Origin of the sequence: Chromobacterium sp. Panama (assembly GCF_003052555.1) — a bacterium.
Classification (GTDB): domain Bacteria; phylum Pseudomonadota; class Gammaproteobacteria; order Burkholderiales; family Chromobacteriaceae; genus Chromobacterium.
On record NZ_QARX01000001.1, the window covers coordinates 4,622,554 to 4,634,857 of the forward strand.

At 65.4% G+C, this 12,304-nt stretch carries 12 protein-coding genes; 1 reads left to right on the forward strand and 11 read right to left on the reverse strand.

Going from position 1 to position 12,304, the window contains the following annotated elements; translation table 11 throughout:
- Positions 1–123 precede the first annotated feature (123 nt).
- The 3 genes from DB032_RS20720 to DB032_RS20730 form a co-directional block, all read right to left on the reverse strand.
- On the reverse strand, positions 124–750 hold the full coding sequence (locus DB032_RS20720) for a hypothetical protein (RefSeq protein ID WP_107801121.1): 627 nt from the start codon (positions 748–750) through the stop codon (positions 124–126).
- Positions 751–933: 183 nt separating this feature from the next.
- A complete protein-coding gene (locus DB032_RS20725; protein ID WP_107801122.1) occupies positions 934–1,395 on the reverse strand; it encodes a YiiD C-terminal domain-containing protein in 462 nt (153 codons plus the stop codon).
- On the reverse strand, positions 1,376–3,382 hold the full coding sequence (locus DB032_RS20730; RefSeq protein ID WP_233246754.1) for a prolyl oligopeptidase family serine peptidase: 2,007 nt from the start codon (positions 3,380–3,382) through the stop codon (positions 1,376–1,378). The genes DB032_RS20725 and DB032_RS20730 overlap by 20 nt, the downstream gene beginning before the upstream one ends.
- A 207-nt stretch (positions 3,383–3,589) precedes the next feature.
- On the opposite strand from DB032_RS20730, the gene DB032_RS20735 reads away from it, so the two are divergent.
- Positions 3,590–4,102, forward strand: coding sequence for a YcnI family protein (locus DB032_RS20735; protein ID WP_107801123.1), 513 nt, complete (start codon positions 3,590–3,592; stop codon positions 4,100–4,102).
- Between the two features lie 258 nt (positions 4,103–4,360).
- Here DB032_RS20735 and DB032_RS20740 read toward each other — a convergent pair whose 3' ends face one another.
- The 8 genes from DB032_RS20740 to DB032_RS20775 all read right to left on the reverse strand — a co-directional run bounded on the left by DB032_RS20740 (position 4,361) and on the right by DB032_RS20775 (position 12,216).
- Entirely contained in the window at positions 4,361–4,750 is a 390-nt protein-coding gene (locus DB032_RS20740; RefSeq protein ID WP_107801124.1) for a YidB family protein, read from the reverse strand.
- A 56-nt stretch (positions 4,751–4,806) separates the two neighbouring features.
- On the reverse strand, positions 4,807–5,811 hold the full coding sequence (gene holA, locus DB032_RS20745; protein ID WP_107801125.1) for a DNA polymerase III subunit delta: 1,005 nt from the start codon (positions 5,809–5,811) through the stop codon (positions 4,807–4,809).
- Entirely contained in the window at positions 5,792–6,352 is a 561-nt protein-coding gene (gene lptE / locus DB032_RS20750) for an LPS assembly lipoprotein LptE (protein WP_107801126.1), read from the reverse strand. Before lptE ends, holA begins: the two co-directional genes overlap by 20 nt.
- Before the next feature lie 82 nt (positions 6,353–6,434).
- Positions 6,435–9,053 (reverse strand): leucine--tRNA ligase, encoded by a 2,619-nt coding sequence (leuS, locus tag DB032_RS20755; RefSeq protein ID WP_107801127.1) that lies wholly within the window; start codon positions 9,051–9,053, stop codon positions 6,435–6,437.
- Between the two features lie 177 nt (positions 9,054–9,230).
- Positions 9,231–9,620 (reverse strand): hypothetical protein, encoded by a 390-nt coding sequence (locus DB032_RS20760; protein WP_107801128.1) that lies wholly within the window; start codon positions 9,618–9,620, stop codon positions 9,231–9,233.
- A gap of 207 nt (positions 9,621–9,827) precedes the next feature.
- Complete coding sequence (gene pip / locus DB032_RS20765; RefSeq protein WP_107801129.1) at positions 9,828–10,781, reverse strand: prolyl aminopeptidase; 954 nt, start codon at positions 10,779–10,781, stop codon at positions 9,828–9,830.
- Between the two features lie 167 nt (positions 10,782–10,948).
- The gene (locus DB032_RS20770) at positions 10,949–11,758 is read right to left on the reverse strand and encodes a sulfite exporter TauE/SafE family protein (RefSeq protein ID WP_107801130.1); all 810 of its coding nucleotides are present in this window, start codon (positions 11,756–11,758) and stop codon (positions 10,949–10,951) included.
- Positions 11,752–12,216, reverse strand: a complete 465-nt coding sequence (locus DB032_RS20775; protein WP_107801131.1) for an EVE domain-containing protein — start codon at positions 12,214–12,216, stop codon at positions 11,752–11,754. The genes DB032_RS20770 and DB032_RS20775 overlap by 7 nt, the downstream gene beginning before the upstream one ends.
- Between the last annotated feature and the right edge of the window lie 88 nt (positions 12,217–12,304).

Consider the following 12,304-nt stretch of genomic DNA (forward strand, 5'->3'; position numbering starts at 1 on the left):
GATACCCACCAAACCCCGCCGGGGATTAGCCTCGCCGCCTTGCCTTGCGCGTCACGCTTAAGGAGTGTGTGGAACGACGGCTACCGCAAACACGAGCCGGAATGAAAACGCGCGTCCTAACCTTCAGGACGCGCCGCCTTGCCAACAGACGCCGCCGAGCATGGGTTCCGCCCAAAAAGGCGGACGGACGCCCTCCTCCGTTGTTTTGGCCATTTCCACCCAGGCGTCTTGCTTGCTCCACTCGTACAAGACGCCGGGCTGGATCAGATGCAGGTAGACGCGCTCGAAGGCGGACGACTCCAACAGATGATGGGTGGCGGCGGTCAGCGCCGCTTCCTGGATAAAGGCGGGAAACAGGGTGGTGGCGGCCACGCCGCCGAACTGCGGGATATTGGCTGCCAGCAGCAGGCTCAATTCATAGCCGGGCTTGGCCGCGTAGCGCTTCACGCACTTGGCTTGGATACGGTATTTGATCGCGGCGATGGGCGCGTTGGGCACGCTGATCGCCGCATCCTCGCCCTGCTGCGCCTGGCGCACTTCGCGGGCGCGCAGACAGCCCTTGCCGCCGCCGAACAAGTGCTCGTCCGCATGCACTTCCGTCACTTCGAAAGCGATCCGCCGGCCGTCGCTGAGGGTGGCGCCCACATCCGGCAGCGGCGGCGGCCAGGACTGCCGGTCCACTGCGTGCAAACCCTTGCGCTGCAATAAACGCAGCACCAGTTCCAGCTCTTTTTGCGCTTTTGAAGCCATCGGCCTCCCCCAGCCTGCGTCCGCTGGCGTTGCGGCGCGGCTGCGGCCGACAACGCCGGGGCGCGGTTATTTTGGCTATCGCTCAACCCAACCCGGCACAAGATATTTCTTTTTAGCACAAAAAATAAGCTATTCAGATTGGATTTAAAGTTTGATAAGCGATAGCGCTGCGCCGGGGGGGCTTCAGTACTGGGAATCCCCTTCTCCAGGCAGCACCACGAACTCGCCGTTCAGGCCGCCCACCGCTTCGCCGTCGCACTCCAGCGCCACGGCAAGCCGCAAGCGCCCCATGCGTCCGCGCCGCAAAGCCCGCTCCAGCTTGTCCCAGTCGGCGGCGTCCGGAGCGGCGGCGCGGGCGAGGAAGTCGGCGACGATGGGCTTGTCGTAGCGCATGTCGTTGCCGTGAATGATGACGCGGCCGGCCAGGCCGCGCTCGCGCAAGCGCATGAACACCAGGCACCAGGCGGCGAGGATGGCCACCGCCGAGGCGCTGCCGCCGAACACAGTGGCGCGGTGGTTGATATTGGGCGCCAGCGGCGCGCTCAGGATCACCCGTTCGCCGCTGGCCTCGGTCACGCGGACCGCCATCGCGGCGGACAGCGGGATGTGTTGATGGAGGTAGTCTTCAAGCGCCTGTGGACTCATGTTGCTCTCCCGATTCGGCACGCCCGGCTTTGGCGCCGCCACCCTCATTCTGCCCCAAGAGGTGGCGCTGGAAAAACCACAGGCTATGGCCCAGTTGCAGCACCTGGTTTTCCCGTTTGGCCGCGCCGTGGCCTTCGTCCGGGAACAGGATCAGGCCGCCGTCCACGCCCTTGCCGGCCATCGCGCGGTACATTTGCAGCGCCTCGCCCACCGGCACCCGCGGGTCGCTGACGCCCTGGATGATCAGCAGCGGATCGCGCAGCTTGTCGATGTGATTGATGGGCGACAATTGCTCCAGCGCGGCGCGGTCGCGCTCCAGGTCGCCGTATTCGGCGGCGCGCAGCGCGCGGCGGTAGGGCGCGGTGTTTTGCAGGAAGCTGACCAGGTTGGCGATGCCGACATTGGACACGCCGGCGTCGTAGGCGCCGGCGAAGATGGTCATCGCCGCCAGCGTGGAATAGCCGCCGTAGCTGCCGCCCATCACGCCGATCTTGGGCGCCACGCCGTCCGCGCCCCACTGGCTGCGGATGTAGCGCGCGGCGTCTTCGATATCGGACAGCACTTGCAGCCGGCGCGGACCGTTGTCGCTGTCCAGCCAGCTCTTGCCGTAGCCGACGGAGCCGCGCACATTGGGCTGCACATAAATGAAGCCGGCGTCGACGAATAACTGGGCCTGCGGCAAGAAGCCGGCCCGGCTCTGGCTCTCCGGCCCGCCGTGAAAGTGGACCACCACCGGGCAGGGCGTGGCCGCGCAGCGCGTCGGCCGGCGCACGAACATCGGAATCGGCGTGCCGTCGCGCGCCGGGTAGCTTTCCAGGCTGACCTTGGCGAAGCCCCGGGTATCCAGTTCCGGCGCGGACGGCAACAGCCACTGGCTGAGTTTGCCGCGCTTGCTGTCCCAAACATGGCTGCTGGCCGGCGCGGTGTCGGTTTCCACGCTGAAGTTGACGTAGCGGCCGTCGCGGCTGAGGTTGACGACGTTGACCTGGGCCGCGCCGGGGAAGACCGGCAGCTTCAGCGCGCGATAGCCGCGGCGGCCATCCAGCGCCAAGGCCTTGCCGTAACCATCCTGGCTCAGCGTGTAGTAGACGCGGCCCCGCTCATGGTCGATGTTGAGGTTTTCCACGTCGCCGCGCGCTTCCGGCGTCAGCGCCTGGAAGACGCCGGCGCTCCACAGATAAAGACGGTGGTATTCGCCGAACTTATTGCTGCGCACCAGGTATTCGCCGTCGCGCAGGCCGAAGTCCATCCGATAGTCGACGGCCTCGCCCTGGCCCAGCAGCGGCTGCAAGGCTTTGCCGTCCGGCGTCCATAAATAGAATTCCGCGCTGGCGTTGCTCAGCGTCTTTTGCAGCAATAGACGGCCGTCGTCGCGGTGATCGGCGATGCTCCAGGCCCCGCGATCGCCGAACAGACGCTCGCGGCGGCCGTCGGCCAGCCGATAGCGATACAGGGTGTAGCTGTCGGCCCGCTCGTCGTTGCTGCGGTAGTACAGCCATTGGCCGTCCTTGCTGAGAAACTGGAACTGGGTCTGCACGCCGGGCTTGTGCTGGACTTCGCGCAGCGCGCCGCCGGCGGCGGCTTGCAGATAGAGGCCGGGATTTTCCTCGCCCTTGCGGTCGCGGCTGAGCACCAGCCAGCGCCCGTCCGGACTGACGTCCTGGATCAGGGTGGCGTCTTCGCCGCCGGTAAGCTGCACCGGAAAGCGTTGCGGACCGTCCAGCCTCCAGACCTGCGGCACGCCGGTGACGCGCCAGCTGAAATACAAGGCCTTGCCGTCCGGGGACAGCACGCCGGCGCCGGGCGCGCGCAGGTCCAGCATATTCTGCACTTTGCGGCTCAGCTCCGCCGGCAAGGGCGCGGCGCGGTAGCGCGCCACCTCCTCCGCGCTGACGCTGGCGGCGCCAAGGCCGCTGTAGCCGCCGGCGGCACAGTCATGAGTGGACAACATCATCAACGCTGCGGTGGATAAGGCACGGACCATCATGACGACTCCTGAACCATTGGGCGGGCGACCAGTATAGCGGCCATGACAAAGCCATCGCAATTTGCATTATTCTCATGCCGACTCTGCGACACTTTGTCGCATGCTAGGGGGATGAGCAGGCGCTAAACTGATGCGGCTAATCCTCATTCGCATTTGTCGCCGCCAATGGCCGACACGCGCGCTAACCCTGATCCGCAAAGAGCTACGATGAAAAAGATCGCCCTGCTGGCCTTGCTGGCCGCTTCCGGCTCCGCCCTCGCCCACGTCACCCTGGAAATGCCCACCGCCGCCAGCGGCGGCTATTACAAGGGCGTGCTGAAAATCGGCCATGGCTGCAACGGCAGCCCCACCACCGCCATCAGCGTGGAAATGCCGGAGGGCGTGCGTCTGGCGCAGCCGATGCCGAAAGCCGGCTGGGAGGTGGAGGTGAGCAAGAGCGCGGTCAAGCCTTTCGACAATTACGGCCGCAAGGTGAGCGAGGATGTGAGCCGCATCACCTGGAAGGGCGGCAAGCTGCCGTCCAATTTCTACGATGAGTTCGTATTCCAGGCCAAGATCGCCGCCCAGCCGGGCAAGCTCTACTTCAAGGTGAAACAGCTGTGCGAACAGGGCGAAACCAATTGGGCGGACATTCCGGCCCCCGGCCAGGACGCCCATGACTTGAAAAGCCCGGCGGCGGAGCTGACGGTGACCGCCGGCGCGGCCGGTCATCATCATTAAGAATCTATTTACGATCTGCTGCGCGTCGTGGAACGTGGCTCGGTGAGTGCACCTTGGAAACGCTCATGTGCCTTATGTACATTCCGCTTCCTCAGCTGTTTTCGCCTTGTCTCGCCTTAGCGCGCGAGATCGTAAACACGTTCTCGGAACGGACTCCTTGCGCCGGCCTGATCCCGCTTGCAAGCGGGCCGGCCAAAGGCATGAAAAACGCCGGCGGCGAGTCTCTCGCGGCCGGCGTTGTTGCATGGATGGGAGGGATCAGCGGAATAAGCCTTTGAGCAGATCCGCGCCCTGGGACAGCAAATCATCGCCCTGCGGCAGCTGGCCGTTGGGGGTCAGCTTGTCCACCAGACCGGGCAGATGTTCGGCCACCAATTGCGACACTTGCCCCTGGTCCAGGCCCACTTTTTCCGCGATGCCGGCGAGTTGATCGCCGCCCAGTACTTGCTGGATCTGCTCGGCGGACACCGGCAGATTCCCGCCCTGCCCCACCCACGACGACACCAGCTCGCCCAGACCGCCTTGCTGGAACTGTTCCAGCAGTCCGGACAAGCCGCCTTGTTGTTGCAACAAGCTTTGCAGGGCTTCGCCGGCGCCGCCTTCCGCGCCGCCGGACAGCAAACCGCTCAAGGTATCGAATAAAGCCATGGTGCTCTCCTGTTTGCCGCGCACGGGGCGCGAATCTTGGTGAATGTCCCGCTGGCTCAAGCGGCCAGCAGGCCCGCCAGCCCGCGCATGGTCTGCCAGGGGTCGCCGACTTCCACGCCCTTGATCTGACGGTCTATGCGCGCGCATTCGTCCAGCGCGGTCATCAGCTTGCGCGGGCCGATGCGGCGCAAGGCCGGTTCGGCCAGACGCTGCTTGTCGCCCCACAAACGCAGTTCGCGCGCCATGTCGCGCGCGTTGCGCCCATCCTTCAGGCCCTGGCGCAGACGCAGCAACATGCGCACGTCTTCGGTCAGCGACCACAACACCAGCACCGGCGCCTCGCCTTCGGCCATCAGGCCGTCCAGCATGCGCAGCACCCGCGGCACGTCGCCGGCCAGCCAGGATTCGGACAGATGGAACACGTCGAAGCGGGCCACATTGGCCACCGCGGCGCGCAGTTGCTCCAGCGTCAGTTCGCCGGCCGGATACAGCAAGGCCAGCTTGTCCACTTCCTGGCGCGCGGCCAGCAGATTGCCCTCCACGCGATCAACGAAGAAGGCCAGCGCCTCGCCGCCCAGCACCTGGCCCTGGGCCTTGAGCCGGCGCGTGATCCAGCCGGGCAGCTCGGCGCGCCCCACCAGGCGGGCCTCCGCCGTCACCGCCAGCTTTTCCAGCGCCTGGAACCATTTGGACTGCTGCTGCGCGCGCTCCAGCTTGGGCAGGGTGATCAAGGTCACCGTGTCCTGCGGCGGCTGCGCCGCCAGCTGCTGCAGCGCTTCCGCGCCTTCGGTGCCGGGTTTGCCGTTGGGAATGCGGATTTCCAGCAGCTTGCGCTCGGCGAACAGCGAGACGCTGCTCATCGCGTCGCGCAATTGCGACCAATCGAAACCGGCCTCCACCGTCAGCACTTCTCGCTCCTGATAGCCTTGCTCGCGCGCCGCCTGGCGCAGCGCGTCGGCGGCTTCCAGCGCCAGCAGCGCTTCCTCGCCGTGGATCAGGTAAAGCGGCGCCAGGCCCTTGCCCAGCGCCGCGATCAGCGCGTCAGGGCTTAGGCTGGGCATCGGCGGGCTTCAGGCTTTGCGGGCCGGTCAGCGGCGCGGCGGCCGGCTTTTTCAGATAGGCCAGCCGGCGCACGATCTGCTCGGCCGCGTCGCGGCGGGCGTCGGCCCAGATCAACGCTTCTTCCTGCTCCTTGCCGAGGATGGCGCTGTCGGAGTAGTTCATGCTGCGGCGCACGACCACCGTCATGTCCGGCTCCACCGGCACGCCGAACAGCACGGTGCGCACCACGGCGGTGTAAGTCAGCTGGTACTCGTTGATCTTGCCGCCCACGTTCAGGGTCAGGATGTCCTTGGACTGATTTTCGCTGAGGATGGTCACCACCGCCTCGGCCTGCTTGGGATTGCCCAGCACTTGCAGACGCGGGTCGCGCGCCAGCACGGTGCGCACGTCGCCGGCCACCGCGGTGTTGCCGCCGTCGAAATACATCGAGGCGAACGGCAGCGGCTTCATCGGGCCGCCCAGGCCGCGCAGGTGGAAGCCGCAGGCGCTCAGCGTAAGGGCCAGCAGCGCCAGCCACAGCCATTGCAGGGAAAGTCTCATTCGCGATTCCTTATCGGGAAACAATGCTTGCCTGGCCCGGCCCGGGGCGCGATCCGCGACCCGGAGCCTAAGCCACGCCGGTTTACACCACGATGTTGACCAGGCGGCCCGGCACCACGATGATTTTCTTGGCCGGTTTGCCTTCCATGAACTTCTGCACGTTTTCATGCGCCAGCGCCGCCGCCTCGATCGCGTCCTTGGCCGCGTCGGCGGCCACGGTGACGCTGCCGCGCAGCTTGCCGCCCACTTGCACCATCAGTTCGATCTCGCTCTTGATCAGCGCGCTCTCGTCCACTTTCGGCCAAGCTTGTTGCAGCAATTCGCTGCCCGGACGCAAGGCGTTCCACAACGCGTCGCAGATATGCGGCACGATGGGGGACAGCAACAGGGTCACGGCTTCCAGCGTTTCCTGCGCCACGGCGCGGCCGGCGTCGCCGGAGGTGTCGGTCTTGTCGTAGGTGTTCAGCAGTTCCATCACCGCGGCGATGGCGGTGTTGAATTGCTGGCGGCGGCCGTAGTCGTCGGCCACTTTCTGGATGGTGGCGTGCAGCTTGAAGCGCAGGTCTTTCAGGCCGGCGCTCAGTTCGCCGCCGCTGTAAGCCGGCGCCAGGCCGGTTGCGACATGCTCGTTCGCCGCCTTCCACAAGCGCTTGAGGAAGCGGAACGCGCCTTCCACGCCGGCGTCCGACCATTCCAGGCTCTGCTCCGGCGGCGCGGCGAACATCATGAACAGGCGGGCGGTGTCCGCGCCGTAGTTTTCAATGAATTCCTGCGGGTCCACGCCGTTGTTCTTGGACTTGGACATTTTCTCGATGCCGCCCACCACGACCGGCAGGCCGTCCACGCGATGCTTGGCGGCCACGATCTTGCCCTTGGCGTCGCGCTCCAGCACCACGTCCTGCGGCGCGATCCAGTCGGTGGCGCCGTTGGGCAGTTCGCGATAGAAGGTTTCGCACACCACCATGCCCTGGGTCAGCAGGCTCTTGAACGGCTCGTCGCTGGACACCAGGCCCTCGTCGCGCATCAGCTTGTGGAAGAAGCGCGCGTACAGCAGGTGCAGGATGGCGTGTTCGATGCCGCCCACGTACTGGTCCACTTGCAGCCAGTAGTCGGCCGCCTTCTTGTCCACCATCGCGGTGTCGCACTTGGGCGAGGCGTAGCGCGCGTAGTACCAGCTGGACTCGACGAAGGTGTCCATGGTGTCGGTTTCGCGCTTGGCCGCGCCGCCGCATTTCGGGCAGCTGGTTTCGTAGAATTCCGGCATCTTGGCCAGCGGGGAGCCGGCGCCGTCCGGAATCACGTTCTCCGGCAGCGTCACCGGCAGGTCTTTTTCCGGCACCGGCACGTCGCCGCAGCTCTGGCAGTGGATGATGGGGATAGGGCAGCCCCAGTAGCGCTGGCGGGAAATGCCCCAGTCGCGCAGGCGGTATTGGGTTTTCTTCTGGCCGGAGGCCTTGGCTTCCAGATCGCCGACGATGGCGTCGAAGGCGGCGGCGAAGTTCAGGCCGTCGTATTTGCCGCTGCCCACGGTGCGGATGCTGTCGTCCTTGGCGGCGTACCAGTCCTGCCAGGCGGCGGCGTCGAAGTTGTCTTCGCCGCTGGCCGGCGCGTAGACCTGCTGGATCGGCAAGCGGTATTTGTTGGCGAACTCGAAATCGCGCTCGTCATGCGCCGGCACCGCCATCACCGCGCCTTCGCCGTAGCCCCACAGCACGTAGTTGGCCACCCATACCGGCAGCTTGGCGCCGGTCAGCGGATGAACGACGAACAGGCCGGTGTCCATGCCCTTCTTTTCCATCTTGGCCACGTCGGCCTCGGCCACGGAGCCGGCCTTGCATTCGGCGATGAAGGCTTGCAGCTCGGCGTTGCCGGCCGCGGCCTGGCTGGCCAGCGGGTGTTCGGCGGCCACCGCCACATAGGTGGCGCCCATCAGGGTGTCGGGACGGGTGGTGTAGACCTTGAGCTGGCCGGCGTGGCCGATGCTGGCTTCGTCGTAGGCGAAGGCCACGTCGGAGCCGAAGCTCTTGCCTATCCAGTTGCGCTGCATGGTCTTGACCTGTTCCGGCCAGCCGTCCAGCTTGTCCAGATCCGCCAGCAGCTGCTCGGCGTAGTCGGTGATGCGGAAGTAGTACATCGGGATTTCGCGCTTTTCCACCAGCGCGCCGGAACGCCAGCCGCGGCCGTCCACCACTTGCTCGTTGGCCAGCACGGTCTGATCCACCGGATCCCAGTTGACCACGCCGTTTTTCTTGTAGATCACGCCTTTTTCAAACAAACGGGTGAACAGCCACTGTTCCCAGCGGTAGTAGTCCGGCTTGCAGGTGGCCAGCTCGCGTTCCCAGTCCAGCGCAAAACCCAGGCTGTCCAGCTGCTGCTTCATGTATTCGATGTTGGCGTAGGTCCAGGCCGCCGGCGCGCCGCCGTTTTTCATCGCGGCGTTCTCGGCCGGCAGGCCGAAGGCGTCCCAGCCCATGGGCTGCAGCACGTTGAAGCCTTGCAGACGCTTGAAGCGGGCCAGCACGTCGGTGATGGTGTAGTTGCGCACATGGCCCATGTGCAGCTTGCCGGACGGATAGGGGAACATCGACAGCGCGTAGTATTTGGGACGCGACGCGTCTTCCACGGCTTTGAAAGCGGCAGTCTTCTGCCATTTCTGCTGGGCGGCGGCTTCCACCGCGCGCGGGCTGTATTGTTCTTGCATGGCGATCTTTATCTGGACTCTGAAATACAAAAGGCGGGCTGCCCGGAGGCGCCAGTGATGCGCTCCGCTCCGGATAGCCCGTCCGCAAAAAGGTTGCCCCCATTATAACGGCGTCTTCGCTTCCGCGATAAGACCCCAAAAAAACAAATGCTTGGCCGGCTCCTTGACCCGTCGCCGTCAAGGGCAGGGCTTGACGCCCCAGCCTTTGCGGCCGCGCCAGCAGGAGAAATCCTCCTTCACCGAGCGTATGGTCCAGACATTGCCTTCGCGGGAGAGCTGGAAGCGCTGGCGCATGCCCTTGACGCTGTCGTCCATCAGGCCTTCGCGCAGCAGCGCGATGCTGGCCTTGTCGAAGGCTTCCGGCGGGCTGGTCTGGATCACTTTCAGGCTGCGGTATTCGAACTGGCCGTCTTCGCCCAGCCGGTTCTTGGCGAAGCGCAACACCACTTCCAGCGGCAGTTCGCCGGGCTGGCCGGCAAAGGGGAAGCGCGTCTCGTCGCTATAGGCGGAGGCGGCGGCGGGCATTCCGGCCAGTAAGGCCGCGGCGCAGAGAACGATGGTTTTCAATTGCCAGTCTTTCCTTGTCGAAAACCAGATTCGACCGGCCTACGCGCCAAATAGTTGCGCGGGCTTAGAAGCGATTCAAAGTCTGCCGCGCTTCGGCGATACCGCGTTGAAAACGCTTTCAGGATGCTCATGCGCCACCTGTGCATTCCGCTTCTTCAAGCGTTTTCGCCTTGTCTCGCCCTTGCTCACGAGACTTTGAACAGGCTCTTAGACCCGGCCGGCCAGATGGGCGTCGCGGAAACGCTCCAGTTGCCGCAGCAGCGCCTCGAGTATGCCCGGCTCCCACACAGAGTGGCCGGCGGCTTCCACCAGTTCGTAGTGGGCCTGCGGCCAGGCCTGGGCCAGCCTCAGCGCGGTGGAGGGCGGGCAGACCACGTCGTAACGGCCTTGCACGATGGCGGCGGGAATATGGCGGATGCGCGCCAGCCCGTCCAGCAGCGCGCCTTCCGGCAAAAACACGCGGTTGACGAAGTAATGGGCCTCCAGCCGCGCCAGCGACAAGGCCACGTATTCGCTGCCGGCGCGCTCGGCGGCGTCGGCATTGGGGCGCAGCGCGACGCAAGCGCCCTCGTAACGCCCCCAGGCGCGGCAGGCCGGCAGGTGCACCGCCGGGTCCGGATCGGTCAGCCGCCGGTAATAGGCGGCCAGCAAGTCGCCGCGCTCCGCCTCCGGGATGGGCGCGACAAAGCGTTGCCACTCCTCGGGAAAGAACTGACCCATGCCGTGCAGAAACCAGTCGATCTCGCGGCGCTCGCCCAGGAAAATGCCGCGCAGAATCAGGCCGCTGACGCGCTCCGGATGCGCCTGGGCGTAAGCCAGCGCCAGCGTGCTGCCCCAGGAGCCGCCGAACACCAGCCAGCGCTCTATGCCCAGTTGCTCGCGCAGCCGCTCGATGTCCGCCACCAGATGGGCGGTGCTGTTGTCGCGCAGCTCGCCGCGCGGCGAGGAGCGGCCGCTGCCGCGCTGATCGAACAGCACCGCGCGGTAAAAACCGGGGTCGAACAACTGGCGGCAGGCCGGCACGCAGCCGTCTCCGGGTCCGCCGTGCAGATAGAGGACCGGATACCCCTGCGGCTGGCCGCACTGCTCCCAGTACATGGAATGCAAGCCGTCCAGCGGCAGCATGCCGCTGGCAAACGGTTCTATCGGCGGATACAGCATGGCTTCTCCATCAAAAGTCGGTTTCTTAGAGCCTGTTCAAAGTCTCGCGAGCCAGAGCGAGACAAGGCGAAAATTAGCGAAAAAGCGGAATGTCCGAGGGGTACTGAGCATTTTGAGCTGGTTTTTAACGCCGTATCGCCAAAGCACAGCAGACTATGAACAGGTTCTTAGCCGCGCAGCAGGCTATACAACATCTCACTGGCCATCGTCGCCATCAAGGCGGCGAACACCTGCTTCAAACGGGCCACCGGCAGCTTGTGCGCGGCGCGCGCGCCCAGCGGCGCCATCAGCACCGTCATCAGCATCAGCGCCAGCATCGCCGGCAGGTAGATAAAACCCAAGGCGCCTGCCGGCAAGCCGGCAACGCTCCAGCCGCTGTAGAGATAGCCGACGGCGCCGGACACGGCGATGGGCCAGCCCAAGGCCGCGCTGGTGGCGATGGCGGTGTGCACCGGCACATTGCACCAGCTCATATAAGGCACGCTCATCGAACCCCCGCCTATGCCCACCCAGCTGGAGATCATGCCTATCGCACCGCCGGCGCCCCACTGCCCAGCCTGGCCCGGCATTCCGCGGCTGGCTTGCGGCTTGAGATTGAAGAACATCTGCACGGCGACCAGGTAGGCATAGCCGACGAAGAACCATTTCAACGCCAGCCCGGAAATCGCGCCGGCGATCAGGCTGCCCAGCAAGGTGCCGACCACCATCGCCGGCGCCATCGCCCGCACAATGCGCCAGTCCACCGCGCCCTTTTTATGATGAGCGCGCACGCTGGACAGGCTGGTGAACACCATTACCGCCAGCGAGGTGCCCACCGCCAGATGCTGAGCATGGTCGCCGCCCAAATGCGCGGCGGACAAGACCCCCAACACCACGGGCACGATGACCAGGCCGCCGCCGACGCCGAGCAGGCCGGCCAGAAAGCCGGCCACCGCGCCGCAGGCCAGCAGCGCCAAAATCAGCGGCACGCTCAGCATGCCAGCAGCTGTTCAGTGATATAGCGCCATTCGTCCTCGCTCAGCGGGGTGATGGACAGCCGGTTGCCGCGCTTGAGCACCGTCATCTCCGCCAGCGGCGGGTGTCGGCGCAGCTCGGCCGGGGACAGCAGCCGGGTCTTGCGCAGGAAACGTACGTCCACCGCCAGCCAGCGCGGCGCGTCGGGAGAGGACTTGGGGTCGTAGTAAAGGCTTTCCGGGTCGAACTGGCTGGAGTCCGGATGCGCGGAGGCGGCGATTTCCGCCAGGCCGGCCACGCCCGGCTCCGGGCAGGACGAGTGCCAGAACAGCAGCCGGTCCCCCTCTTGCATGCCGTCGCGCATGAAGTTGCGCGCCTGGTAATTACGCACGCCGGTCCACTCGAACAAGCGTTCGGGCTCGGCGGCGAGATCGTCGATCGAGGTATCGTCCGGTTCGGACTTCATCAGCCAGTATCGCATGGGCAATGTCTGTTAATCAGTCAGGGAAAGGGTTAACGCTTGCTCAATCTTACTGGAAAGATTGCGGCTTAGGCTGTCTTCACCGCCC

Bases quoted from the DNA above. Each gene is read 5' to 3' on its own strand.
- DB032_RS20720 (WP_107801121.1), bottom strand. From the start codon at position 750: ATGGCTTCAAAAGCGCAAAAAGAGCTGGAACTGGTGCTGCGTTTATTG.
- DB032_RS20725 (WP_107801122.1), bottom strand. From the start codon at position 1,395: ATGAGTCCACAGGCGCTTGAAGACTACCTCCATCAACACATCCCGCTG.
- DB032_RS20730 (WP_233246754.1), bottom strand. From the start codon at position 3,382: ATGATGGTCCGTGCCTTATCCACCGCAGCGTTGATGATGTTGTCCACT.
- DB032_RS20735 (WP_107801123.1), top strand. From the start codon at position 3,590: ATGAAAAAGATCGCCCTGCTGGCCTTGCTGGCCGCTTCCGGCTCCGCC.
- DB032_RS20740 (WP_107801124.1), bottom strand. From the start codon at position 4,750: ATGGCTTTATTCGATACCTTGAGCGGTTTGCTGTCCGGCGGCGCGGAA.
- holA (WP_107801125.1), bottom strand. From the start codon at position 5,811: ATGCCCAGCCTAAGCCCTGACGCGCTGATCGCGGCGCTGGGCAAGGGC.
- lptE (WP_107801126.1), bottom strand. From the start codon at position 6,352: ATGAGACTTTCCCTGCAATGGCTGTGGCTGGCGCTGCTGGCCCTTACG.
- leuS (WP_107801127.1), bottom strand. From the start codon at position 9,053: ATGCAAGAACAATACAGCCCGCGCGCGGTGGAAGCCGCCGCCCAGCAG.
- pip (WP_107801129.1), bottom strand. From the start codon at position 10,781: ATGCTGTATCCGCCGATAGAACCGTTTGCCAGCGGCATGCTGCCGCTG.
- DB032_RS20770 (WP_107801130.1), bottom strand. From the start codon at position 11,758: ATGCTGAGCGTGCCGCTGATTTTGGCGCTGCTGGCCTGCGGCGCGGTG.
- DB032_RS20775 (WP_107801131.1), bottom strand. From the start codon at position 12,216: ATGCGATACTGGCTGATGAAGTCCGAACCGGACGATACCTCGATCGAC.